Here is a 23,871-nt window from a genome sequence, read left to right as displayed (position 1 = left end):
CCCGGCCAGCGGATCGCGGCCGGGTCTGTCCTCGTGTCTCGTCATTGCGCTTCATCTCGTTGCGCTTCATCCACCCGGCCTGCCCGGGGAGATGGCAGGCCTGCAGGCGAAGGGCTGAGGCTCAGCGCTGTGCCGGCGCCTGGTGCTCGGCCGCGTCGAGAATGCGGCTCAGCGTCAGCGCCGCCAGCGTACAGATCGCGCCCGAGATCAGGTAGCCGCCGATGAAGATGATGCCGAACTTGCTGGCAAGGCCCAGCGCCACCAGCGGTGCAAAGCCGGCTCCCACCAGCCAGGCGAGATCCGAGGTCAGCGCCGAACCGGTATAGCGGTATTCCTGGGCAAAGCGCGAGGAGACGGCACCGGACGCCTGACCGAAGGAAAGGCCGAGAATGCCGAAGCCGATGATGATGAAGGCATCCTGGCCGCGACCGCCGGCATCCAGCAGGAAGGGTGCGGAGAAGCTGAAGATCGCGATGATGACGGCGCCGACCATCAGCTGCTTGCGCCGGCCGATACGATCCGCCAGAGCCCCGGATACCACCACCGCGCCGAGACCGACCATGGCACCGATGATCTGCACGAACAGGAATTCGCCCGGCGACTGGCCGCCATGCAGTGTGACCCAGCTCAGCGGGAAAATGGTGACGAGGTGGAACATGGCAAAGCTTGCCAGCGGCACGAACGCGCCGAGCAGGATGTCGCGGCCATGCACCGCGATGGTCTCGGACACTGCGCGCGGCTGCAGTTCATGGCTTTCGAACAATTCGCCGAACTCCCGGCTCGCCACGATGCGCAGGCGGGCAAACAGCGCCACCACGTTGATGGCAAAGGCGACGAAGAACGGGTAGCGCCAGCCCCAGGTCAGGAAATCCTGCTGCGAAAGGCTGGAATAGAAGTAGCCGAACAGGGCGCTGGCCAGCGCAAAGCCGAAGGGAGCGCCAAGCTGCGGCATCATGGCATACCAGCCGCGATGCTGCTTCGGCGCATTCAGCGCCAGCAGCGAGGCCATGCCGTCCCAGGCGCCGCCCAGGGCAAAACCCTGGCCGAGGCGAAACAGCGCCAGAAACGCCACCGACCATACGCCGACGCTTTCATAGCCCGGCAGGAAGGCAAGCGAGGCGGTGGAGCCGCCCAGCACGAACAGCGCGATGGTGAGTTTCGAGCCGCGGCCATAGGTGCGGTCGATCCACATGAAGAACAGCGATCCCACCGGCCGCGCAATAAAGGCCAGCGAAAAGACGGCAAAGGACATCAGCGTCGCCGTCACCGGATCGCCGGCAAAGGTGAACACCAGATAGGGAAAAACCAGCACCGAAGCGATGCCATAAACGAAAAAGTCGAAAAATTCCGACATGCGCCCGATGATGACACCGATCGCGATGCTGCCGGGCGACAGCGGCTTGTCGTCATGCATGCGTCGGGCGTCGCGCTCGAAGTCGGATGAAGTGGGATTTCCAGCTGCTGTAGTCATGAATGCACTCCTCCTGTGCGGCGAATAGTCGCCTCCCCAAGGGAGAGGATGATGCATATTTGGCCGTTATCAAGTACGAAATGCGGGAAGTTCCAAATTCTGCCGTATTCCCGGCGTGTTAACGCCGCTTAATGGTCTTCGTTTACCATCCCGTAACAGGCCTTATGCGTCGTTAGCCGATTATTCAGCGCGCGGCCCCTAAAACAGCCTCTCGCCCTGTGGGTTCCGGGTGCACTGCACGAAAATGTTTTGCACTGCGACGAAAGACCTCATAGGGAGCAGTGACTTCCTGCTTTAGTCGCAAGTAGACAAAACGCAAATTTCGAACTGAAAGATGCCACGGTTGATGAAGCTCATTCGCCGGCTTAGTGCCCTGACCTTACCACTGGCCCTGTCGGGCTGTAATCTCGTCGTGATGTCGCCGTCTGGCGACATCGCCGTGCAGCAGCGTGACCTGATCCTCGTCTCGGTCGCCCTGATGCTCCTGATCATCGTGCCGGTGATCTGCCTCACGCTCTATTTCGCGTGGCATTACCGGCGCTCCAACACGACCGCCAAGTACGATCCGGAATGGCATCATTCCACCCGGCTCGAAGTGGTGATCTGGTCGGCGCCGCTGGCCATCATCATCGCGCTCGGCGCCGTCACCTGGGTCAGCACCCATCAGCTCGACCCCTACCGGCCGCTCGACCGCATCGACGCGGAGCGCCCGGTGACGGCCGAGACGAAGCCGATCACCATCGAGGTGGTGGCGCTCGACTGGAAGTGGCTGTTCCTCTATCCGGAACAGGGCATCGCGACGGTCAACGAGATCGCGGCTCCGATCGATACGCCGATCGAGTTCAAGATCACCGGCTCGACCGTGATGAACTCCTTCTACATTCCTGCACTCGCAGGCCAGATCTACGCCATGCCGGGCATGCAGACCAAGCTGCACGCGGTGATGAACAAGGAAGGCGTCTACGAGGGCTTTTCCGCCAATTACAGCGGCGACGGCTTCTCCGGCATGCGCTTCAAGTTCCACGGCCTCAGCAATGCCGGCTTCGCCGACTGGGTCAGCCGCGTGAAGAGCCAGGGATCGACGCTCAACCGCGACGCCTACCTGAAGCTTGAGCGCCCGAGCAGCCGCGTGCCGGTCACCTACTACGCTGCCGTCGAGAACGGTCTCTACGAGGCGATCCTCAACCTGTGCGTCAAGCCGGGCCAGATGTGCGTCAACGAGATGATGCACATCGACATGATGGGCGGCGCCGGCGTCGACAGCGAGGAAAATCGCCAGCGCCTCGAATACGATACCCGCTGGGCCGTCGATGCCGGTCCGGGCGCAACGCATCCGGCCACCGGCCATGGTGCAAAGCAGGGTCAGGAAGCCGAGGGCGTCAACGCCCCTGCGGCCGCCGCCGACGAAGGCCATGAAGGCCATGGCGCGGCTCCCGACCAGCTGAACACAAACCCCAAGCCTTAACGCGGCTGAGACGGACTGGAAACGACCATGTTCACGAACACTAACCTGATGGAATTCATCTTCGGTCGGTTGTCATGGGATTCTCTGGCTTTCACCCATGAGCCGATCATTCTGGTGACCTTCATCGCCGTTGCCTTCGGCGGCCTCGCCGTCCTTGGCGCCCTCACCTATTTCCGCCTCTGGGGCTATCTCTGGAAGGAATGGTTCACCAGCGTCGATCACAAGAAGATCGGCATCATGTACGTCATCCTGTCGCTCATCATGCTGCTGCGCGGCTTTGCCGACGCGGTGATGATGCGCACGCAGCAGGCGATCGCCTTCGGCGGCAATGAAGGCTATCTGCCGCCGCACCACTATGATCAGGTCTTCACCGCCCATGGCGTGATCATGATCTTCTTCTTCGCCATGCCGATCGTCACCGGCGTGATGAACTTCGTGGTTCCGCTGCAGATCGGCGCGCGCGACGTGTCCTTCCCCTTCCTGAACAATTTCTCGTTCTGGATGACGGCAGCCGGCGCCGTGATCATCATGCTGTCGCTGTTCGTCGGCGAATTCGCCCGCACCGGCTGGCTCGCCTATCCCCCGCTCTCGGGTGCCGACTATTCGCCGGGCGTTGGGGTGGATTACTACATCTGGGGCCTGCAGGTGGCCGGTGTCGGAACAACCCTGTCAGGCATCAACCTGATCGCCACCATCGTGAAGATGCGCGCTCCGGGCATGACCATGATGAAGATGCCGATCTTCACCTGGACCTCGCTCTGCACCAACGTGCTGATCGTCGCCTCCTTCCCGATCCTAACGGCGACGCTCGTTCTTTTGACCCTTGACCGCTACGCTGGTACGAATTTCTTCACCAACGACCTCGGCGGCAATCCGATGATGTATGTGAACCTCATCTGGATCTGGGGCCACCCGGAAGTCTACATCCTGATCCTGCCGGCCTTCGGCATCTTCTCCGAAATCGTATCGACCTTCTCCGGCAAGCGCCTGTTCGGCTATGCCTCGATGGTCTATGCCACCGTCGTCATCACCATCCTGTCCTATCTGGTGTGGCTGCACCACTTCTTCACCATGGGTTCGGGTGCCAGCGTCAACGCCTTCTTCGGCATCACCACGATGATCATCTCGATCCCGACGGGCGCGAAGATGTTCAACTGGCTGTTCACCATGTATCGCGGCCGCATTCGCTATGAAGTGCCGATGTACTGGACGATCGGCTTCATGGTGACCTTCGTCATCGGCGGCATGTCGGGCGTCATGCTGGCGGTCCCCCCGGCCGACTTCGTGCTGCACAACTCGCTGTTCCTGATCGCGCATTTCCACAACGTGATCATCGGCGGCGTGGTGTTCGGCCTGTTGGCCGGCGTGAACTTCTGGTTCCCGAAGGCCTTCGGCTACAAGCTCGATCCGTTCTGGGGCAAGATGTCGTTCTGGTTCTGGCTGATCGGCTTCTACTTCGCCTTCATGCCGCTCTACGTGCTCGGCCTGATGGGCGTGACGCGCCGCGTCAACCACTTCGAGGATCCGTCGCTGCAGATCTGGTTCGTGATTGCCGCCTTCGGCGCCTTCCTGATCGCGCTCGGCATCGGCTCCTTCGTCATCCAGCTCGTCGTCAGCTTCTTCAAGCGCGAGCAGCTGCGTGACACGACCGGCGACCCTTGGGATGCCCGCACGCTGGAATGGTCGACCTCGTCGCCGCCGCCGGAATACAACTTCGCCTTCACCCCCGTCGTGCACGACCATGACAGCTGGTACGACATGAAGAAGCGCGGGTACGTGCGTCCGCTGGAAGGCTTCAAGCCGATCCACATGCCGAAGAACACCGGTACGGGCGTCATCCTGTCGGCTCTGAGCGTGGCGCTTGCCTTCGGCATGATCTGGTACATGTGGTGGCTGGCTGCCCTGTCCTTCCTCGGCATCCTGGTCGTCTCGATCGCACACACCTTCAACTACAAGCGCGATTACTACATCCCGGCAGAAACCGTCGTTGCGACGGAGGCCGCCCGGACCAAGCAGCTTGCGGAACAGGCCTGACCAACATGAGTGAAACCCAAGCCGTTTCGGCCGAGAAGCCGACCTTCTACCTGACGGAAGACCATCATCCGGAAAACAGCACCATGCTGGGCTTCTGGATCTACCTGATGAGCGACTGCCTGATGTTCGCGGTCCTCTTCGCCACCTATGCCGTGCTCGGCCGCAACTATGCGGCCGGCCCCTCGCCGGCCGACCTGTTCGACCTTCAGCTCGTGGCGATCAACACCGCGATGCTGCTGTTCTCCTCCATCACCTATGGCTTTGCCATGCTGCGGATGGAAAAGGGCGACAAGGGCGGCACGCTGGGCTGGCTGGTGCTGACGCTCATGTTCGGCCTCGCCTTCCTCGGGATCGAACTCTACGAGTTCCACCACCTGATCCATGAAGGTGCAGGCCCGCAGCGTTCCGCCTTCCTGTCGGCCTTCTTCACGCTGGTCGGCACGCACGGGCTGCACGTCACCTTCGGCTGCATCTGGCTCGTCACGCTGATGGTGCAGGTCATGCAGCACGGGCTGATCGAGGCCAACCGCCGCCGGCTGATGTGCCTGTCGATGTTCTGGCACTTCCTCGACGTGGTCTGGATCGGCGTCTTCTCCCTCGTTTACCTGATCGGAGTGCTCGGATGAGTTCGCACCCCCACGCACCGGCGCAGGAAAGCGCCCACAACACGCATCACGGGCACAGCCACGGTCACGAGGCCGCCCATGGGACGTTCAAGAGCTACATGACCGGCTTTATCCTGTCGGTCATCCTGACTGCCATTCCCTTCTGGCTGGTGATGGGCGACGTGCTGGACAGCAAGGCGCTGACGGCAGGGCTGATCATGGTGCTCGGCGTGGTGCAGATCGTGGTCCACATGATCTACTTCCTGCACATGAACACCAAGTCGGAAGGCGGCTGGACGATGCTGGCGCTGATCTTCACCATCATCATCGTGGTCATTGCACTGTCCGGCTCGCTCTGGGTCATGCATCATCTGAACACCAACATGATGCCGCTGAACCCGGAAATGATGAAGAACATGCCCTGACGGCAGGACGGGCGGCCGGTTCGGGCGCCCCTCAAGGATGAAAGACATGACGAACGAGGTCCGCCCCACTCCCGCAAAGCGCCACACGGCCTTTGCCCTCGTGATGGCAGGCCTCGTTCTCGTCTTTCTTTCGCTTGGCACCTGGCAGGTGCAGCGCCTGTTCTGGAAGCTCGACCTGATCGCCCGCGTCGATGCCCGCGTGCATGCCGAAGCCGTTTCGGCCCCCACTCCCGCCGACTGGCCGCGCATCACGGCGACCAGCGACGAATATCGCCACGTCACCGCCACCGGTACCTTCCTCAACGACCGTGAAACGCTGGTGCAGGCCGTCACCGAGCTCGGCCCCGGCTTCTGGGTGCTGACCCCGCTGAAGACCGCCGATCGCGGCACCATCCTGATCAATCGCGGCTTCGTTCCGGCAGAACGGCGCGATCCGGCAAGCCGTGCCGCCGGTCAGACCGCCGGCGAAACCACACTCAACGGACTGTTGCGGCTCAGCGAACCAGGCGGCGCCTTCCTGCGCGCCAACGATCCCTCCGGCAATCGCTGGTATTCCCGCGACGTCGCGGCAATCGCCGCAGCGCGCGGCCTCTCCGATGTGGCCCCCTATTTCATCGACGCGGACAAGACGCCGAACGAGGGTGGCTATCCAGTCGGCGGCCTCACCGTCATCGCCTTCCGCAACAGCCACCTGGTCTATGCGATCACCTGGTACACGCTTGCCGCGATGTCGGCCGGCGCGGTGGTCTATCTGCTTCGCCAGCGCCGCAGGGCCTGAACCGTCGGCCCGCGCCGCCCCCGCGACGGCCCGGCGCGTCAGAGGGAACCTGACCCTCCGCTTTCCGTTAGGATCTCGACAGGAAAGGCAGGCACGATGCTCAAGGACCCAGAAAACGACCCCATTGCGAGCCCGGAAGACAGCCCGGCGGCGCGCCGACGCAAGCAGCGCGGTGGACGCGGCATCGTCACCTTCTTCATCCTCTTCGCGCTCGCCGCCTTCAGCATGTATCTCTTCATCGTGATCTACGGCTCGGTCGCCTCCACGCCCTGAGCGTGGCGGAAGCCCCCACACGACAGGCGTCCGTGGACGGCAGAGGCGCGTGACCGGCACAGGAAGACCCGCCGACGGGGGGCTACAGTGTAACCGGTTCGTCTGGATGATAGGCCATGCCGCGGGCGCGGAAACGCTCCGGCGCGCCGGGATCGGAATAGCGCGGCAGCTCGTCCATGTCGGTCTTGTTGAGGATGACGCCGACCGTCTTCGAGGCCATGCCGGGTTCGGCCTCCATCAGCCCCTGCACCAGCTTGACCGGCGTCTGCCCCCATTCGGCAACGAAAACATAGGCATCCACATAGGGGGCGAAGGCCTTGGCATCGATGGTCGGCACCAGCGGCGCCAGATCGACCACGATGTATTCGAAGCGAGTGCTGATGGTTTCCATCAGCCGGCCCATATCGGCGGAGGCGAGAAGTTCGCTGGTATGCGGCTGCATGTGGCTGCGCGAAGCGACCGGCAGGACGGCAAGCTTCGCCTTGGCGTCAAGGCTGATGGCGCTCGTCCAGGGCGCTTCGCCGCGCAGCACTTCCAGGAGCCCGTGCGGCGCCTCGGCGCCGAGAACGGAGCTGGACCCGCCCTGGGTCGGGTCGGCATCCAGAAGCAGCGTGCGCTTGTTCATTGCCCCCAGCATGATCGCGAGATTGGCCGCAACGGTGGACTTCCCCTCCCCCGACAGGGCCGAGACCACGGCGATCACCCGGCACTCGCGGTTGGGTAGCGCGACGTCGCAGGCGAGCTTGGCATTGCGCAGCGTCTCGGCGAAGGCCGAGCGGGGATGTTCCGCCGCAACGCGTGTCAGCCTGCGGGCGAAGCGCTCTGCCTCGCCTGCCTCGTCGTAACCGGCATCGGCCGTCTCCGCAGCAGCCGCCCCCTTCTTCCTGGTGCGCGCTGCGGCCTCGGCGGCCGCGGAGCGCACCAGCGGCAGATAGCCGAGGAAACGCATGCCGAGACGGGCACGCACATCCTGGCCCAGGCGGAAGGAGCGTTCCTTCAGCTCCAGCAGCGTCGCGACGCCGCCGCCGACGAACAGGCCGAGCACGATGGAGAGCGCCATGGTCATGGTCTTCTTCGGGCTGGAAGGCGCCGTCGGCACACCCGCCTCGGAAATCACGCGCGCCTTGGCAATCGGGAAGGACTGCTGCTGCGTTGCCTGTTCGAACCGGTCGAGATAGGTCTGGTATGTGGCCTTCAGCGAATTGGCCTTCTGTTCCAGTTCCCGCAGCTCGACCAGCGAGACATTGGCCTGCGAATTGTTGCCGGCAACGTGATCGATGCTGTCGCGCAGCGACTTCTCCCGCGAGCTTGCCACCTCGTAATCGTTGCGGAAGCCCGATGTCATCTGCTGCAGTTCGCGGAAGATCTGCTGGGCGAGATCATTCTTCTGGCCCGCCAGAAGCTTGGCCTGCGGATGATCGGCACCGAACTGCTCCACGACGGCCCGCTCACGCTCCTGCGTCGCCTGATAGCGGCGGCGCAGGTCCTTGATCACCGAATTGTCGGTTTCGGTAGAGGAGACCAGCGCATTGTTGACCGCCGCCTGCGGCCCCTGATCGACGATCGCCTTGTATTGGTTGTAACGGGCCTCGGCCGTTGCGGCATCCGCCTGCGCCACGATCAACTGGCTCGTTAGGTCGGAAAGCTGCTGCGAGGACAGAAGCTCGCCGCGCGGCGAGATCAGGCCATGCTTGATCTTGTACTGCTCCACCGCAAGCGCCGCTTCCTGCGATCGCTTGTTGAGATCGTTCAACCGCTCCTGCAGCCAGCTCGACGCACGCTCGGTCGCCTCGAAATTGGCGCTGAGCTGTTCGGAGAGGTAGGCGGCGGCATAGGACTTGGCGAGACGCGCCGAGAGCAGCGGTTCCGGCGACTGAACGGCAATGGCGATGACGGAACTGCGACCGACGCGATTGACATCGAGGGAATCCTGCAGGATGGCGGCAGCCTTTTCCCGCCGGCCATTGCGCGCCGCATCTTCCGAAACCGGCGCATCGGCCGGGGTCAGCAGGCCCACAACGCTCTTCACGCTTGCCTTGGCCAGTGCGATCGGCGACTGGGGCGGATCGAGAAACAGCTGGTTGTCGGCGAGGTTGAGATCATCCACCACCCGCAGCGCCAGCACCTTCGACTTCAGGATCTCGACCGCGCTCGACATGCGGTTGTCGGTCTGCTGCGCCGACTGGCTGGTCTCCTCCTGATCGGCATAGCGCGACAGGTTCTCGTCGATCAGGATCTGCGTCATCGCCGTGTAGGTGGGCGGCGTCAGCAGCAGATAGAGCCCGCCCAGCGCCATGGCAGCCACCACGCAGATGATGATCAGCCGCACATGGCGCATCAGCGAGGTCCACAGCCGGTCCAGGTCTATGAAGGAATCCTGGTCCCGGTTTGCTGCCGGAAAGGTCGCCGAGCGGAGATTGACATGATCCATCGTGGAGATCCCTTAACGTCCCTCGATCCGAGGGGATTGTCAGAACGACGCCTTGGCAGGACGCGCGGTGGAAACGAAGAGGCGGCGCAAACGCGCCTCGATCGGCATTCGGAGATGGCGCAGGGCTGCCGGATGGGCAATGGCAAGCCGAAGGCAGCCGGCGAGCGATCGCTGCTTGATCTGCTCGACGAGAGCCAGGAAGACCCTTGCCTCGATCAGGCTGCGGGTGCGGCGGCGCTGGGCCTGACGCGCCTGCGGGTCGAGGGCAAAGCGCCGGATGAAGCCGCGATCCGCCTCGATCATCGCCTCCACATGCCGGGGTTCCAGCACGCGGGAGATCGAGCCCTCGCGAATATGATAGACATAGCCGACGCCCGGCTCCACCGCGCAGCGACCGCCCGAGGCGAGTGCCGAAGCCAGCAGCAGATAATCCTCCCCGATGCGCAGGCCGGGGTCGAAGCGCAGCCCCTTGTCGTTCAGGAAAGCGCGCAAAAACATCGGCTTCATGTAGCCGAAGTTGAAGGTGGAGCGGAAAATCACGTTGGAGCCGATGAAATCCGCAAGCGTCAGCAGCGGACGCCGCCTGAGTTCGGCGCCGGAGAACATGGTGACCGCCGCCTCGCCCGGCCTTGCGACCTCCAGATTGTCGACAACGATCTCAGCCCCGAGCCGCCCTGCGGTGGCAATCATCGCGGCGGAGCGATCCGGACGCACCTCGTCATCGGAATCCAGCACGGCGATCCAGCGGCCGAGCGCCGCCTCGATGCCGGCATTGCGCGCCGCCCCCGGCCCGCCATTCCTGTCCATCTCGATCAGCCGCACGCGGGCATCGCCGAAATAGCGCACCAGTTCCGCCGTGCCGTCGGTGGAACAATCATCCACCACGACCACTTCCAGCGACACGCCGGTCTGCGCGAGCGCGCTGTCGATGGCGCGGCCGATTGTTTCGCGCGCATTGTAGGCGGCGATCACGAAGCTCACATCCGGCACGGGCGCCTCGTTCATGCGGCCTCCATCTGTCCATACTGGCGGATTTCGCGCAGGCCTAGCACGCCGCTGACCGCCCCCAGATGCAGGGCGCCGCGCAGGGCGTAACGGTTGCGGGCAACAGGCGAAAAGAGCGATCCGAGCGCGGCAAGACCGCAGAAGCCCGCCTTGGCGGTGGCAATTGCCGCCTGCACCAGCCGGTCCGGCAGGGATCTGCGGGCACCGAGAATGCGGCCATGCGTCTGGCCGGAGCGGAAGCGACGCTTTGCCAGCCAGCCGAAGCGCGCCCGCTTTTCCGGCACGGGCTCATGCAGAAGGGCTTTCTCGGCAAAGGCAATGGAGCCGCCCTCGGCAGTGAGGGCGGAAAAGAACTGCGTATCCTCGCCACCGCTCTGGCCGAGGGACAGATCGAAGCGCCGTCCCTTGACGCGCGGGCTGCGCAGGTCGATCAGCGCATTGCAGGTATAGCCGGTGCGGATGGTCTTCCCCACCCAGACGGGCCGGGTGGAATGAAAGTCGCCGCTCTTCATCCAGGCCGGCGCGCTTTGCGCATAGATGGCATCGACAGGCCCCAGCACCGCATCGGCCGCGGTGGACAGCGCCGTCGTCAGCAGTTCGGACAGCCATTCCGGCGAGGCGGTCTCGTCATCATCAATGAAGGCGAGATAATCCGCCTGGCTTGCGGCAAGGCAGGCATTGCGGGCGATCGATATGTTCGACTTCGGGCAATGCACATAGAGGATCTCGAAGGGGGAACGCGGCAGCAGGCCTTCGACACGCGACTTCGCGCTCGGCACCGCATCATTGTCGGCGACAATCAGGCGCAGGCGCGTGCCGGCCGGCACCACCAGCGAAAACAGCGACAGCAGGGTCGCCTCCAGCTCGGGCCGGCGGAAGGTGCAGATGCCGATATCCACATGAACGAGGGACTGGTCGCGCCAGGATGTCATGCGGCAGCCCTCCGGAAGCGGGACCCCAGCACCTCCCGCCAGAAGCCGGCGGACCAGGCGAAATGCATGATCATGGCGGCGACGGCGGCGAGCGGCCCGTGGGCATTGCGCTCGGCCAGCGCCAGCCAGAGGCCGTAGGCAAGGCAGAGACCGGCCCAGGCCAGCAGGGGCAGAGCAGCCGCCCAGTGAACGACCGCCAGCAGCGCGCCAACGGCCACCGGCACCACTGCCAGCGGCAGCGCCTGGCGCAGCTTCGGCCGCATGCCGTGCTTCAGCAGGTTGCGGGCGCGCCCCCGGCCATAGCCCATGTATTGCCGGAACAGCGACAGGGGCTTGGCGCGCGGATAATAGGTCATGAAGGTGCGTCCGGTCATCCAGATCCGGAAGCCCGCGCGGCGCAGCCGCACGTCGAGTTCGGCATCCTCGTTATGGGTGAAGGTCTCGTCATAGCCGCCGACGGCGCGGAAGGCCGCCAGCCGCATCAGCGCATGGTGCCCATGTTCGATCCAGTGACCGGCGGCACCGGCACGATGCCTGGCGCCGCCATTGCCGAGCCTGGAATTCTGCGCCACGGCCGTCGCCTTCTGAAAAGTGCCGAAACCGACCGTCTTCATGCCGACCACCACGGAATCGGCCCCGGTATCGACGGCTTCCTGCAACAGCACCTGGCAGTAATCCGCCGGATAGTCGCCATGCGCATCGACGCGGATGAGGTAGGCACGTCCCTCGCCGTGGCGCTGAACGGCGAGATTGACCGCGGCGCTCTGGATGCGATGCGGATTGTCGAGCAGGACGAGACCGGCGATCTCGTCCGACAGACCCTGAACGATGGCCCGCGTGCCATCGGTGCTGCCGCCATCGGCAACCACGATCAGCATGTCGTGATTACCGCGACCGGCGCTCAACTGTCGCACAAGCGTCTCGATGTGGGCCGCCTCGTTGAGGCAGGGAATGACGACGAGAACCTTCATTTCGGCGGGCGTTTCGATCGACATCGCATCAACCTTCCGACGGCAGGAGGTGAGAAAGGGCATGATCGGCGGTTGTCGTCCGCCGCGGTGACAGCATTGCAAGCTGACGCACCAGCGCCTCGCAATCCTGACGCGTCGTGATCCACTGGCGGCGTTCGACAGCGGCCAGATTGTCGTGAAGCGCGGCGTAGGTTTCGACAGACAACGCCGAAAGCTGTGCCGCCAGCGTCTGCGGATCGGCATCCGCCAGCAACAGCCCCAGACCACGCGCCGCCAGAAAGCGCCCGGTCTGGGTGCGGGCAAGCGCCACCGGCACCGCGCCGTGCAGCGATGCCTCGTAAAGCCTGTTCGGCAGAAGCCATTCCGAATTCAGCCCTTCCTCGAAGAAATCGATGGCCCAGGCGAAATGAACCTCGCGATAGATGGCGGCGAGATCCTCCGGATTGCGATAGGTGCCGTGGAAGCTCACATGCGGCGCCTTGTCGACCATGGCGGCAAAATCGGGGAACTGCCTCGGCGAAACGCGTCCGCGGATGACAATCTCGACGCGGCCCTGCATCCGTGCGGCAAGCCGGCTCAGAATGTCCCATGTCTTGCGGCAGCGGATCGCTCCGAACCAGCCGATTCGCCAGGGCGCGCCGGCCGGCGGCATCTTCGGCGCCGGCGCGCCGAGCGCCATCCGCCCGTCGAGATCCAGGACCTTGTTCTCGAGCAGCAGCACCGGAAGGTCCAGAGGCGAGAGCGGCTGGAAATAGTTCTCGACGAAGGCCGGCGAGCTGGTGACGAGCAGGGACGCAGCGCGACCGAAGCGGCCTTCCGCCGCCCGCAGCAGCCTTCCCTTGAGGCCGCGGTCAAGCAGCAGGCGGTGAATGTCGAGGCATTCGTAGACGAGTGGCACATGGCCGCCGAACAGCCGACCGGCGGCCGGCGCAAGCGCCAGCGTTTCAAGGTTGCGGGCGATGATGACATCCGGCGGCTGGACACCGTCGAGCAGGCGCCCAAGCGACAGGCGCGCCCGCGCAACCGCCGCCATCCGCTGGCCCAGCCGTCCGTCGGCGGTGCGGCCCAGCACCCGCAGGTCGATCTCGCCATCATCGGCCAGCCGGTTCTCGTCGCGCAGGAATCCGGCCACCGTCAGCCGGGCACCACCGGCCTTCAGCATGATCACGCGCCGGCGGATGGCCGGATCGGAAAGATCATGGGCGAGATAAAGTATGTGCAACGTCACGTCGTCCAACTCCTGTTCCCGCCTTTGGCGGAAGTGCCGGCATGATGTCTGACGAAGCCGCCGGGCGCGGCTCAGTCGAGCGTGCAGAGCACGGAACCCTTGAAGCGGCAGCCTTCGCCAAGCGCGGTGAAGGCAATCCGCTCCACCTGCATGGTCACCGGGCCGGCATAGGCGAAGGTGCCCATCCAGTCCTTCAGCGTGTCGGTGGCCCAGAGGCTGGCAAAGATCTTCTGCGGATGACTGGGGATCTTCGCAGGGTCCCTCACCTCGTGGACCAGCTTTCCGTTCAGGAAGTAGCGCAGACGGTCCTTTTCCCAGATGAAGGCATAATCATTGAAGCCCTTGTCGGCACCGCCGGGGACCGGCACCAGCTTCTCGTTGCCGCCCTTGGCCGACACATACTGGTTGAGCTGCACCTCGCCGGTGTTCTTGCCGAGCACCTCGAAATCGATCTCGTCATGCGGCTGCTTGTCGGTCGGCCCGATATAGGAGAAGAAGGCCGAATTCAGCCCGGAGCCGGTGCCGGCCTTCATGCGCACTTCATAGGTGCCGTAGCCATAGCGCTGGCGGGTCTGGATTTCGCCGCAGACATAGGCGCGGTCGCCGGTCTGCTGCTGCTGCAGCCCCAGCTGCAGGCGCCCGCCCTCCACCTTCACCTGCCCCTTGGACCAGGTGCAGTTCTGGTGCGGACCGTTGTTCCACCCATCGGAAACGTACCAGAAGGCGCTATCCAGCCGGTCGAATTCCTCCACGAAGGAAGCACCCAGGGTCTGCGCCGACACCGGCGCTGCAGCCAGAATGGCAAGGCCTGCGGCAAGGACCGGAGCGGTGGGGCGGATCGGGATTTTGCGCGTCATTCTCTACCTCTGTTGCTCGATCAGGCGGGCCGAACGACCTGCCCCGGACTTGGTTCCCGGCGATGCGGCCGCATCTGCAGGGGCGGCCCGGCGATTGCGGCTGCCGGTCAGGATCTCGTAAATGCCGGGGCACATGTCCCGGACCAGACGGTTGCTAAGAACAAGCACGGCGAAGGTGAGGAGGACGCCGCCGATGTAGAAGACCGGATAGAGGTCCGCGCCGGCATAACGGTTCCACACCATCCAGAACAGCATCAGCAACGGGTAATGGGCGCAGAAGGTCCAGAAGCTGAGGCTGCCGCTTTCGGCGAGACGCCGGCCGAGACGGGTGCGCGCGAGCGGTGCCGAGAGCAGCCAGAAGCCTGCGGCGCCCAGCATAGCGAGAAGATTGCGCAGGATATCGAGACCCAGCGGATAATCCGGCCCTCCAGACAGAAGCGGATCGGCCAGAAGAAGCGCGCCGAGCAGCACGAGGCCGACCCCGAGCGGCGCATGCTGATCCAGTTTTCGCACATCCACACGATAGAGCGCCAGGAACATGCCCAGGGCAAAGCTGAAGAGAATCGACTGCTTCAGCACAACGCCGGAGGTCAGCGGTGGAAAGACCGCGATTGCGAAGAGGATCCCGAGCGTCGGTCCCGGCACCCTTTGCAGCAGAAAGGCGAGAACCGGCGACAGAAGGATGCAGACCATCAGGTCGCGCAGGAAATAGAGCGGCAAATTGACCGGGAAATCGCCGAGCGCCAGCGCATGGTCCAGCCAGTCGGCGGGCGAAGCGTTCCACAGATCCGGGAAATAGCCGATGCCGATGCCGGCGCGCTGGATGATCAGCACGGCCAGCAGCAGGGAAAGGTTCCACAGCAGGAACGGCAGAAGAAGGGTGCGCGCCTTCTGCCTCAGGGTACGGCGATAATCGAAGCCGGCCATCCCCTTGCGAAACAGAAGGTAGCCGGAAATGGCGCTAAGGCAGGGAACGCCGATGCGAAACAGACTTTCGCCCAAGAAGACGCGAAGCCAGTCGAAGTCGTCATTGTGCTGCAGGAAGGGGCTCGCATCGTGATCGTAGGGAACGTGCACGAAGACGATGCCGGCAATCAGCAGCATGCGCATCAGATTGATGCGGGAGGATATGTTCTGATCAACAGTCACACCATTCACCCCTCTCTGGTCGCGTTTCCCCCGTCGCGACCGGTTCCGATGAAACGGTCCCTTGCCCACGGAAAAGTCTGCTGCCCAGCTTTGGGAATAATGTGGCAGTGCAGCAAAATCTCAAGATGCGAATAGCCCGCGGCAGGGTTTCCGGGCGGCCGGACCGCCGCGCGAAGGGCGACATGCAGCCGTTAGCCGCTTGAATTCGGCGGGCTTTCTGCCGCACGCGCCTCTGCGAAAATGTTCCAAATTTTTACAGATCGCCCGCCGGAAAATCCGCCATTCGCTCGGTTTGGCCGGCTTAGCGCAACTTTTCCGATGCGAAACAAGGCGAAAATGCGGCAAAACTCACCGGAGCGGACCTCACGGCTGACAGACGGCAAGAGGATTGCGCCATTAAGGAACACATGGACCAAAACAAAACATTCGCCTTCCGCGAAAATTTGCGGCAGTTTGAAAGCCGCACCGATGGGTCTTGCCGCAATGCAATATGCGGACAAATTTCAGCCGGAATGAGAGGGTTCTCATCGGTCACGCCGCCCGTTCATCCCGGGCAAGGGCGAAAAGACAGCTTCACCATCGCCCCGCGGCCCACCGGGCCGCCGGGCACAGACTGCCGTTTCCTCCAGGCTCCCGGCTCCGCCCGGGAGGCCGCGACACTGACAGGCTGAGGGCGACCCATGGCGACGTTTACCGTGATCATTCCGTTCTACCAGCGCGAACCGGGCATCCTGACCCGCGCCTTGCGCTCGATCTTCGCGCAGACCTATACGGATTTCGATATCATCATCGTCGATGACGAATCCCCCTATCCCGCCGGGCGGGAACTGGAGGGGCTGGCAGGGTCCGAGCGGGAGCGCATCCGCGTCATCCGGCAGCCGAATGCCGGGCCGGGCGGCGCGCGCAATACCGGGCTGGACAACATCCTGCCCGAGACCGCCTTTGCGGCATTTCTCGATTCCGACGATATCTGGCTGCCGACGCATCTGGAAAATGCCCACAGGGCGATGACCGGCCTGCGGGGCGATTGCTACTGGGCCTCTATGCAGGCCGACGAGGATTTCTATTACCACTTCGGCATGGCCAGGCTCGAGGAGGAAGCCGATGCGCGACGGATCATGGAGGAGCCGCTGGTGCTGGAAGTGGCGGATCTTGCCAGCGTGATGCTGCGCAACTGGAGCTTTCTGCATCTGTCCTGCATGGTGATCGCCCGGCCGATCTTCGAGACGGTGCGGTTTGAGCCGATGCTGCGGCTGGCGGCAGAGGACGTGCTGTTCTTCTGCGACTGCATCCTGGCCGCAGGGCGTCCGATCCTGTGCGACGCAGCCGGAGCTGGTCGCGGGCGCGGCATCAACATCTTCCACAGCATCGACAACCAGTCGCCGCAGTTCCTAAGCCAGCAATTCAACACCTGGATGGCGCTCGACCGGCTGGAAAAGCGCTTTTCGCGCCGGCCGCAGGATGTCGCCTCCATCGCCTCCTACAAGAACACCGCCCGCCGCCAGGCCCTCTGGAGCCAGGCCGGCCTGATGCGGCGCCGCAAGTTGCCGGACCTGCAGATGCTGGCCCGCTGGGCCATGCGCGATCCGGCCCTGATCCGCACGTTCTTCGAACTGGGAACGGGCAAAATCAGGAATGCGCGCTAGCTGATGGCGGACATGTCGCGTTTCAACCGTCCACCGAACCGAGGGACTGCACGATGAAGCCCTACTACTGGGAATCCCACCATGGCAATTTCGGCGACGACCTGAACCTCTGGCTGTGGGACTATCTGCTGCCCGGCCTGCGCGAGGTGCACCCGCAGACGCTGCTGGTCGGCGTCGGCACGGTGCTCAATCCGGTGCTGCTGCCGAAGGGCACGCCGAAGCTCGTCATCGGCAGCGGCTATGGCTACGGCACGCCGCCCGACATATCCGACCGCAGCGAATGGGACGTGCGGGCCGTGCGCGGACCGCTGACGGCCGACAAGCTCGGGCTTCCCGCCGACATGGGCATCATCGATCCGGCCGTGATGGTCACCGACATGCCCGAATTCCAGAACCAGCCGAAGCGCTTCAAGCGCACCTTCGTGCCGCATTGGGAATCGGCGGAGTTCGGCATCTGGGAAGCGGTCTGCGAGCCGGCCGGCCTCACCTATCTCGATCCGCGCGGCGAGGCACGGGAAGTGATTGCCCGCATCGCCCAGTCGGAACTCATCGTGGCGGAATCCATGCATGCCGCCATCCTGGCCGATGCCTTCCGCGTGCCGTGGATCGCAGTCAGCACCTCGCGCGCCATCAACAGCTTCAAGTGGAGCGACTGGGCCGCAACCGTCGGCGTTACCTATCGCCCGCGCTATGTGCCGGTCTCCACCCGGGCGGAAGCGATCCACAAGCAGTCGCGCTTCTGGGGACTGAAATTTGAAGGCAACAGCATTGCCCAGGCATCGCCAGCCCCTGTGGCCGATGGCGATGTGGGAACGCTGCCGCCGCGCACGTCCACGCAGGCGCCGTGGCGCAAGGCCGCCAAGCAGGTGCTGGCCGCGCCTTCCGCGCTTGCGCTGTGGCAGGCAAGCCGCACCGAACCGCAACTGTCGGCAGGCGACCGCCTGGAGGAACGCAAGGAGCGGCTCCGCACCGTGCTGGAAGGGGTGCGGCGCGATTATTTCTGACGCCGACCGCCCTTACGGCTGGGCAACAGGCACGCCTGGCAGCAGATAGCGCAGCTTGCCGGCCGGTACCGGCGGCTGCGCATGGCGTTTGCCGGCCAGTGCATCCAGCTTGTCGCACAGCACGCCGGCCAGGACGGCAGGCGCCGTCTGCGGATGCGCAAGAAGATGGCCGAGCGCCACCGCAGCGCCACCCGTCGCCTTGACGTCGAGGATGTGCCGCAGGTCGTGGCGCGCCCGGATGTGGTCCTCGTGCCGCTTCACCACTCGCGCCTGCGCCTTCGTCAGCAGGCCGGGCGTCAGGCGCAGACGCCGCTCCGCCTCGTAGAGCCGGCGCAGATCCTCCGTCCTGTGGCGACCGCTCAGCGAATTGGCCCGTACCACCGCCCCATAGCCGCAATGATCGATGACCTTGTAGCGGGCGCCGCGGGCAAGCGCGCGCAGATAGAGATCATAATCCTCGCCAAGCCGCAGGCTTTCGTCGTAACGCAGACCATGCCTCATCAGGAAGCTTCGCCGCATCACCGGCTTCAGGAAGCCGATTTCGCCGCGCGGGCGCCCGCGCCTTGAGATGTTGCCCTCCACGAAGTCGACAAGCGTCAGCCGCCGCGTGCGCGCCTCGAACCGCTCCGGCTCCACCGGTTGGGCCGGATCGTGATGGATGAAGCCGATATTGTCGGCGATCAGGTCCCAGTCCGCCTCGGCCTGCATCGGGGCAAACCGGCCGGGAAAGAAGAAATCGTCCGCATCGAGAATGCCGATCAGCGGAGCGGTGGACATATCGATGGCGTGATTGCGGGCGGCGGACGGTCCACGGTTCTGTTCGAACCTGGCGACCCGCAGACGGCCCGTGCCATCGTCGGCGCGATGCGCCGCATCCGACGTCCCGTCGGCGGAGCCGTCATCGACCACCACCACCTCCTGAACGGCCGTTTCCGCCAGCGCGGAACGGATCGCCTTGCCGATCGTGCCGGCGGCATCCTTGGCCGCGATGATGACGCACACGCCTGTGCCGTTTTCCTCGATCATGCCTGCCTCCATTGCGGTCGATCGCTCGATTACAAACTAGGATGATCGCCAGCATAGGAAAGCACCTGCAGCAAAAATGCGGCAGAGCAGCATCATGATGGGTGGCTGGCAGAGGGTCAGCGGTCGCGAATCTTCAGGTTGGGCGTGCGGCCGGCGCCCATATCGCTCGAAACATCGGCTTCGCCGAGCCCGGCCCCGCGCGCCTGTTCCTGCCGTTTCGCACGCGCGGCCTTTTCCCGCGCCACCAGCAGCAGCACCCCGATGAAATAGCCGACCTGCAAAAGGATGGCACAGAGAACAGTCTGCCAGAGGGTGGTAAACGACGAACCGCTCAGGAAGTAAGTGGCGGCGGCAAACACGACGAGCACGACGGACATGCTGACGATGACGCGCGGTCCATACATGGTGCCAACCTCCCGATCTTCAGGTTTCGCCACAGACACTCCTGCGTCTTCCACCTTTTTTCATTCAGGTTCTACAGGTATGCGCCCCAAGAGTTAGCACATCTTCCTGTATGGGTTCCATGAATATTTGGTAATGCCGCTTCAGCTTCTTGTGCGCCGGCGTGTTCCCGCCTGGCCCGGCGCAGGCCGCAGTTTCGCCACGATTGGCAGGCCCGGAGAGCGTCTTGCCGCGCCGCGCGCCGCCCCGGCAAGGTCGGTCCGATCAAAAATTGTTACACAGCAATCGCGGTCCGCGATTACCCCTGCTGCAATGCAACAACAACGCCGCACTGCAAAAACAAAGCCCCTGACAGATTTTCCGCCCCTGCATCGCCGAGTGCAAAGATGAGCGCCGACGCTCCGGCCCAAGTGCAGGTGAGGCTTCATTTGACAAAGGTTAAGCCTTTCGCTGTCGCATCCGCGCAAATTTCCGAAAATACACAATAAAAAGATGCCACAGGCTCAAATTGCATTAGCGCGTCCTGAATATGATCAACGCAGTCGCACCCCGCATGGGTGCCAGAATGGGACCGTCGCCCCAGCCTGATACAAAAAATAACTGGAAACAAATTCCGGACGCACAATTATTATCCCATCCGCCGGCACATGATGCGCCGCAATGGCACCGACCACTCGCACTACCAATGGAGTCCTCTCTATGAAGTCCGCGACACGATCGGCAGGTTCGCCGCTTCCCGCAACCGACGAGATGCACTTCGCCTTTCCCACAGGCGGCGTTGCCAAACGCGCGTTCGATATCATCACGGCCATGACGGCCCTGGTGGTTTTCAGCCCGCTCTTCCTGATGATCATGGCTCTCGTCAAGTTTTCCGACGGGGGCTCGGTCTTCTATGGCCACAAGCGGGTGGGCCACAGCGGCCGCACCTTCAAGTGCCTGAAGTTCCGCACAATGGTGCCGAACGGCGACGAGGTTCTGCGCCGCCACCTGCACGGCAATCCCGAGGCGGCGGCGGAATGGCGCGCCACCCGCAAGCTGAAGGACGACCCCCGCGTCACCACCGTCGGCACCGTGCTGCGCAAGCTCAGTCTCGACGAACTGCCGCAGCTCATCAACGTGCTGCGCGGTGAAATGAGCATCGTCGGGCCTCGCCCGGTGGTGGACGAGGAACTCTCCCTCTACGACACCTTTGCCGTCTACTATCTGCGCACCCGGCCGGGCCTGACGGGCCTCTGGCAGATCAGCGGACGCAATGACGTCTCCTATGAGAGCCGCATCGCCTTCGATACGCACTACGTCCAGAACTGGTCGCTGATGCGGGACGTCTCCATCATCCTGAAGACCATTCCGGCCGTGTGCATGTCGCGCGGCAGTTACTGACGCATCCCGAAAGACGCCGCGGCATCCATTGTCGCGGCACAGGAGCATCCGTTTCCAGACAGCCGCCATTTCCTGCGAATGGCGGACTTTCACCGACATGCCGCATGAGACTGCGGCATGTCGAGAGCGCCAGAACAAGGATCATTCATGCGGGTTGAACCACGACATGCAGCACGGCCGGGCAGAAGCCCGGTCGCTTCCGGCCTGAAGAGCCTGATCACGGCACTGGTTGCCGGCGCCCTGATGGCGGCGGTGCCGTTCGCGACGCTTGCGACGGCGCAAGCCGCCGAGGAACAGTCCTACCGGCTCGGCGTCATGGACAAGCTGCGCGTGCGCGTGGCGGAATGGCAGGCGGCGGAAGGAGAGATCCGCAGTTGGGATGCCATTGCCGGAGAATACAGCATCGGTCCCGGCGGTGGGCTGTCGCTGCCCTTCATCGGCAGCATTGATGCGCTGGGCAAGACGACCTCCGAGATTGCCGAGGAGATCGGCAAGCGGCTGCAGCAGCAGCTTGCCCTGCGCAATCTGCCTTCCGCCTCCGTCGAGGTGGCAGAGTTCCGGCCGGTCTTCCTGGCCGGAGATGTCCAGACGCCCGGGGAATATCCGTTCTCCGTCGGCATGACGGTGCTGAAGGCGGTCAGCCTGGCCGGCGGCCTGCGCCGCTCGGAGGCCGGCCAGCGCTTCGCGCGCGATTTCATCAATGCCCGCGGGCAGACCGAGGTCTTCGATAGCCAGCGCGCCCGCCTCATTGCCCGCCATGCGCGGCTGGAGGCGGAGATGAACGGCAGTCCGGAGGTCGTCATGCCCGCCGAACTGCAGAAAGTGCCGAACGCCGCAGACCTGATCCGCAGCGAAACGGCACTGATGAAGCAGCGCCGGGACCGCTACGATCTGCAGTTGAAGGCACTGGCCGAACTGAAGTCGCTCCTGCAGAGCGAGGTGGAAGCACTGAAACGCAAGACCGAAACGCAATCGCGCCAGCTGGAAATCGCCGAGCAGGACCGTGACAAGATCAGCAAGCTCAGCGAGCAGGGGCTTGCCCTCAACTCCCGTCTGCTTTCGATCGAGGAACGCACGGCGGAAGTGCAGTCGAACCTGCTCGACATCGACACCAACATCCTGCGCGCCAAGCAGCAGATCAGTCAGGCCGACCAGGACGAGATCAACCTGAAGAACGACTGGGAAGCCCAGCGCGCCAAGGACATGCAGGATACCGAGGCAGAACTGGAAAAGCTCAATCTGCAGATCGGCACCAACCAGCAGCTGATGGCGGAGGCGATGGCGCAATCGGCCGAGGCCATCAAGTTCGACCCGAGCGGGCGGACGGCGTCGATCCGCTATTCCGTGGTCCGCGACGACGGCACGGGACCGAAGGAGATTGCCGCCGACGAGATGACCAGGCTGCAGCCGGGTGACGTGATCCGCGTCACCTCCGAACTGCTGATGCAGTGAGGCGCCATGAAGATTGCCAAGGCCGCCTTCATCCGTCCCGATAACAATGCGCTGTACGGAACGGCGGCGGTGGCCCTGTCGCTGTTCGTCTTTGCCTATTCCACCCGCTTCGGGCAGATCTCCATTCTCGCCTATTACGGGCTGTGGCTGCCGCTGGTGCTGCTGGACTATCGGCGGGTGCTGGGCAACTACCTGCGCTTCTTCTGGATCTTCGGCTTTGCGGCCTTCTGCTTCCTCTCGGTCTTCTGGTCGCCGGCCCCCGGCATCTCGATGCGCACGGCGATCCAGTATCTCACCCATATCGTCTGCGCGCTGATTGCGATGCGCACGCTTTCCACCGCGACCCTGACACGGGGCGCCGTCGTCGGATGCGGCATCGTGCTCGTCTATTCGCTGCTGTTCGGCGTCTATCACTATGATCCTCTGGATGGCACCTACAGCTTCGTCGGCGCCTTCGCCTCGAAGAACCAGCTCGGCTTCTTTGCCTCGCTCGGCCTGCTGTTCACCTATGCCGGCATCATGATCGTCGGCTTTCGCCGGCTGTGGCTCGTGGCGGCCGCCTGCACGGCAGCCCTCTCCGCCTACAGCCTGTTTGCCTCGCAATCGGCCACCTCGGTCCTGACGACGCTTGCCATCATCATGCTCTGCCTCGGCCTGCAGGTGCTGGGGCAACTGGCGCCGAGACAGCGCAAGATCCTGTTTGCCGCCGGACTGGTCATCGCCGTGATCGGGGCCAATGCGGCGCTGGCGCTTGGCGCGATGGATGCCGTGCTCGGCGCCTTCGGCAAGGATTCCACCCTCACGGGACGCACCTATCTGTGGCAGCAGGGCATTGAGGCGGCGCGGCAATCGCCGCTCGCCGGTGTCGGCTACCAGGGCTACTGGGTCCAGGGTTTTCCGGAGGCGGAACGGCTGTGGGAGGAATTCTACATCGCTTCGCGCACCGGCTTCCATTTTCACGACACCTATATCGAGACCATGGTGGAGACCGGCGTCATCGGCACGGTGCTTCTGAGCCTCACCCTGCTCATCGGCCTGTTCGGCCATCTGAAGCGGCTGCTGCACGATGATGAGAATCCCGATTCCATGGTGATGTTCGCCATTCTGGCGCTTCTTCTGGTGCGCTCCTTCGTGGAGATCGACATCATGCATCCCTACCACGTGGGATCGTTCCTCTTCTATTTCGCCGCCGGCCGGCTGACGTTGAGGCCGCAGCCTGCACAGGCGCAGGCACAGCCGGTCATTCTGTGGCCGCCGGCCGGGCCGCGGATCGCCTGAACGGGGGGCCGCGGGCCAGGGAAAGAGATCAAGCAGGAAAGAGGGGCGGGACGAGAACA

The 23,871-nt window shown here is 63.9% G+C and carries 21 protein-coding genes; 11 read left to right on the top strand and 10 right to left on the bottom strand.

Annotated elements, in window-relative coordinates:
- Positions 1-121 precede the first annotated feature (121 nt).
- Entirely contained in the window at positions 122-1,471 is a 1,350-nt protein-coding gene (locus KLP42_RS03955) for an MFS transporter (RefSeq protein ID WP_215564903.1), read from the bottom strand.
- 334 nt (positions 1,472-1,805) lie between these two features.
- Here KLP42_RS03955 and cyoA point away from each other — a divergent pair, with 334 nt between their 5' ends.
- The 6 genes from cyoA (at position 1,806) to KLP42_RS03925 (ending at position 7,051) form a co-directional block, all read left to right on the top strand.
- Positions 1,806-2,936, top strand: coding sequence for a ubiquinol oxidase subunit II (gene cyoA, locus KLP42_RS03950; RefSeq protein ID WP_215564902.1), 1,131 nt, complete (start codon positions 1,806-1,808; stop codon positions 2,934-2,936).
- A gap of 27 nt (positions 2,937-2,963) precedes the next feature.
- Entirely contained in the window at positions 2,964-4,970 is a 2,007-nt protein-coding gene (cyoB, locus tag KLP42_RS03945) for a cytochrome o ubiquinol oxidase subunit I (RefSeq protein WP_215564901.1), read from the top strand.
- Positions 4,971-4,975: 5 nt separating this feature from the next.
- Positions 4,976-5,596 carry a cytochrome o ubiquinol oxidase subunit III gene (gene cyoC, locus KLP42_RS03940; protein WP_215564900.1) on the top strand — a complete coding sequence of 207 codons (621 nt, stop codon included), beginning with the start codon at positions 4,976-4,978 and terminating at the stop codon, positions 5,594-5,596.
- The gene (gene cyoD, locus KLP42_RS03935; protein ID WP_215564899.1) at positions 5,593-6,000 is read left to right on the top strand and encodes a cytochrome o ubiquinol oxidase subunit IV; all 408 of its coding nucleotides are present in this window, start codon (positions 5,593-5,595) and stop codon (positions 5,998-6,000) included. The genes cyoC and cyoD overlap by 4 nt, the downstream gene beginning before the upstream one ends.
- Before the next feature lie 46 nt (positions 6,001-6,046).
- Positions 6,047-6,778: an SURF1 family protein gene (locus KLP42_RS03930; protein ID WP_502941263.1), complete on the top strand. Its 732-nt coding sequence runs from the start codon at positions 6,047-6,049 to the stop codon at positions 6,776-6,778.
- Between the two features lie 96 nt (positions 6,779-6,874).
- Entirely contained in the window at positions 6,875-7,051 is a 177-nt protein-coding gene (locus KLP42_RS03925; RefSeq protein ID WP_215564897.1) for a hypothetical protein, read from the top strand.
- 82 nt (positions 7,052-7,133) lie between these two features.
- On the opposite strand, the gene KLP42_RS03920 is transcribed toward KLP42_RS03925, so the two are convergent.
- The 7 genes from KLP42_RS03920 to KLP42_RS03890 form a co-directional block, all read right to left on the bottom strand.
- On the bottom strand, positions 7,134-9,482 hold the full coding sequence (locus KLP42_RS03920) for a Wzz/FepE/Etk N-terminal domain-containing protein (RefSeq protein WP_215564896.1): 2,349 nt from the start codon (positions 9,480-9,482) through the stop codon (positions 7,134-7,136).
- A gap of 39 nt (positions 9,483-9,521) precedes the next feature.
- Positions 9,522-10,487 (bottom strand): glycosyltransferase family 2 protein, encoded by a 966-nt coding sequence (locus KLP42_RS03915; protein ID WP_215564895.1) that lies wholly within the window; start codon positions 10,485-10,487, stop codon positions 9,522-9,524.
- Positions 10,484-11,419, bottom strand: a complete 936-nt coding sequence (locus tag KLP42_RS03910; RefSeq protein WP_215564894.1) for a glycosyltransferase family 2 protein — start codon at positions 11,417-11,419, stop codon at positions 10,484-10,486. The genes KLP42_RS03915 and KLP42_RS03910 overlap by 4 nt, the downstream gene beginning before the upstream one ends.
- A complete protein-coding gene (locus KLP42_RS03905; protein ID WP_215564893.1) occupies positions 11,416-12,414 on the bottom strand; it encodes a glycosyltransferase family 2 protein in 999 nt (332 codons plus the stop codon). The genes KLP42_RS03910 and KLP42_RS03905 overlap by 4 nt, the downstream gene beginning before the upstream one ends.
- A gap of 4 nt (positions 12,415-12,418) precedes the next feature.
- On the bottom strand, positions 12,419-13,618 hold the full coding sequence (locus KLP42_RS03900) for a glycosyltransferase (protein WP_215564892.1): 1,200 nt from the start codon (positions 13,616-13,618) through the stop codon (positions 12,419-12,421).
- A 71-nt stretch (positions 13,619-13,689) separates the two neighbouring features.
- A complete protein-coding gene (gene exoK / locus KLP42_RS03895) occupies positions 13,690-14,475 on the bottom strand; it encodes an endo-1,3-1,4-beta-glycanase ExoK (protein WP_215564891.1) in 786 nt (261 codons plus the stop codon).
- Between the two features lie 3 nt (positions 14,476-14,478).
- The gene (locus KLP42_RS03890; protein ID WP_215564890.1) at positions 14,479-15,624 is read right to left on the bottom strand and encodes an acyltransferase family protein; all 1,146 of its coding nucleotides are present in this window, start codon (positions 15,622-15,624) and stop codon (positions 14,479-14,481) included.
- Positions 15,625-16,304: 680 nt separating this feature from the next.
- On the opposite strand from KLP42_RS03890, the gene KLP42_RS03885 reads away from it, so the two are divergent.
- Complete coding sequence (locus KLP42_RS03885; protein WP_215564889.1) at positions 16,305-17,270, top strand: glycosyltransferase family A protein; 966 nt, start codon at positions 16,305-16,307, stop codon at positions 17,268-17,270.
- Positions 17,271-17,323: 53 nt separating this feature from the next.
- Positions 17,324-18,274, top strand: coding sequence for a polysaccharide pyruvyl transferase family protein (locus tag KLP42_RS03880; protein ID WP_215564888.1), 951 nt, complete (start codon positions 17,324-17,326; stop codon positions 18,272-18,274).
- Positions 18,275-18,286: 12 nt separating this feature from the next.
- Here the strand turns inward: KLP42_RS03880 and KLP42_RS03875 are convergent, their stop codons facing one another.
- Together KLP42_RS03875 and KLP42_RS03870 are read right to left on the bottom strand one after the other, a co-directional pair.
- On the bottom strand, positions 18,287-19,300 hold the full coding sequence (locus KLP42_RS03875; RefSeq protein ID WP_215564887.1) for a glycosyltransferase family 2 protein: 1,014 nt from the start codon (positions 19,298-19,300) through the stop codon (positions 18,287-18,289).
- Between the two features lie 116 nt (positions 19,301-19,416).
- Entirely contained in the window at positions 19,417-19,704 is a 288-nt protein-coding gene (locus tag KLP42_RS03870; protein ID WP_215564886.1) for an exopolysaccharide production repressor protein, read from the bottom strand.
- Positions 19,705-20,401: 697 nt separating this feature from the next.
- On the opposite strand from KLP42_RS03870, the gene KLP42_RS03865 reads away from it, so the two are divergent.
- The 3 genes from KLP42_RS03865 (at position 20,402) to KLP42_RS03855 (ending at position 23,812) form a co-directional block, all read left to right on the top strand.
- Positions 20,402-21,082, top strand: coding sequence for a sugar transferase (locus KLP42_RS03865; RefSeq protein ID WP_215564885.1), 681 nt, complete (start codon positions 20,402-20,404; stop codon positions 21,080-21,082).
- Positions 21,083-21,325: 243 nt separating this feature from the next.
- Complete coding sequence (locus tag KLP42_RS03860; protein WP_252192793.1) at positions 21,326-22,534, top strand: polysaccharide biosynthesis/export family protein; 1,209 nt, start codon at positions 21,326-21,328, stop codon at positions 22,532-22,534.
- Positions 22,535-22,540: 6 nt separating this feature from the next.
- On the top strand, positions 22,541-23,812 hold the full coding sequence (locus tag KLP42_RS03855; protein WP_215564883.1) for an O-antigen ligase family protein: 1,272 nt from the start codon (positions 22,541-22,543) through the stop codon (positions 23,810-23,812).
- Positions 23,813-23,871 lie beyond the last annotated feature (59 nt).

The organism is Rhizobium sp. CSW-27, from assembly GCF_018760785.1.
Taxonomy (GTDB): domain Bacteria; phylum Pseudomonadota; class Alphaproteobacteria; order Rhizobiales; family Rhizobiaceae; genus Neorhizobium.
This window is presented reverse-complemented; position numbering and strand designations above follow the sequence as displayed.

Bases quoted from the DNA above. Each gene is read 5' to 3' on its own strand.
- KLP42_RS03955 (WP_215564903.1), bottom strand. From the start codon at position 1,471: ATGACTACAGCAGCTGGAAATCCCACTTCATCCGACTTCGAGCGCGAC.
- cyoA (WP_215564902.1), top strand. From the start codon at position 1,806: ATGCCACGGTTGATGAAGCTCATTCGCCGGCTTAGTGCCCTGACCTTA.
- cyoB (WP_215564901.1), top strand. From the start codon at position 2,964: ATGTTCACGAACACTAACCTGATGGAATTCATCTTCGGTCGGTTGTCA.
- cyoC (WP_215564900.1), top strand. From the start codon at position 4,976: ATGAGTGAAACCCAAGCCGTTTCGGCCGAGAAGCCGACCTTCTACCTG.
- cyoD (WP_215564899.1), top strand. From the start codon at position 5,593: ATGAGTTCGCACCCCCACGCACCGGCGCAGGAAAGCGCCCACAACACG.
- KLP42_RS03930 (WP_502941263.1), top strand. From the start codon at position 6,047: ATGACGAACGAGGTCCGCCCCACTCCCGCAAAGCGCCACACGGCCTTT.
- KLP42_RS03925 (WP_215564897.1), top strand. From the start codon at position 6,875: ATGCTCAAGGACCCAGAAAACGACCCCATTGCGAGCCCGGAAGACAGC.
- KLP42_RS03920 (WP_215564896.1), bottom strand. From the start codon at position 9,482: ATGGATCATGTCAATCTCCGCTCGGCGACCTTTCCGGCAGCAAACCGG.
- KLP42_RS03915 (WP_215564895.1), bottom strand. From the start codon at position 10,487: ATGAACGAGGCGCCCGTGCCGGATGTGAGCTTCGTGATCGCCGCCTAC.
- KLP42_RS03910 (WP_215564894.1), bottom strand. From the start codon at position 11,419: ATGACATCCTGGCGCGACCAGTCCCTCGTTCATGTGGATATCGGCATC.
- KLP42_RS03905 (WP_215564893.1), bottom strand. From the start codon at position 12,414: ATGTCGATCGAAACGCCCGCCGAAATGAAGGTTCTCGTCGTCATTCCC.
- exoK (WP_215564891.1), bottom strand. From the start codon at position 14,475: ATGACGCGCAAAATCCCGATCCGCCCCACCGCTCCGGTCCTTGCCGCA.
- KLP42_RS03885 (WP_215564889.1), top strand. From the start codon at position 16,305: ATGGCGACGTTTACCGTGATCATTCCGTTCTACCAGCGCGAACCGGGC.
- KLP42_RS03880 (WP_215564888.1), top strand. From the start codon at position 17,324: ATGAAGCCCTACTACTGGGAATCCCACCATGGCAATTTCGGCGACGAC.
- KLP42_RS03875 (WP_215564887.1), bottom strand. From the start codon at position 19,300: ATGATCGAGGAAAACGGCACAGGCGTGTGCGTCATCATCGCGGCCAAG.
- KLP42_RS03870 (WP_215564886.1), bottom strand. From the start codon at position 19,704: ATGTATGGACCGCGCGTCATCGTCAGCATGTCCGTCGTGCTCGTCGTG.
- KLP42_RS03865 (WP_215564885.1), top strand. From the start codon at position 20,402: ATGAAGTCCGCGACACGATCGGCAGGTTCGCCGCTTCCCGCAACCGAC.
- KLP42_RS03860 (WP_252192793.1), top strand. From the start codon at position 21,326: ATGGCGGCGGTGCCGTTCGCGACGCTTGCGACGGCGCAAGCCGCCGAG.
- KLP42_RS03855 (WP_215564883.1), top strand. From the start codon at position 22,541: ATGAAGATTGCCAAGGCCGCCTTCATCCGTCCCGATAACAATGCGCTG.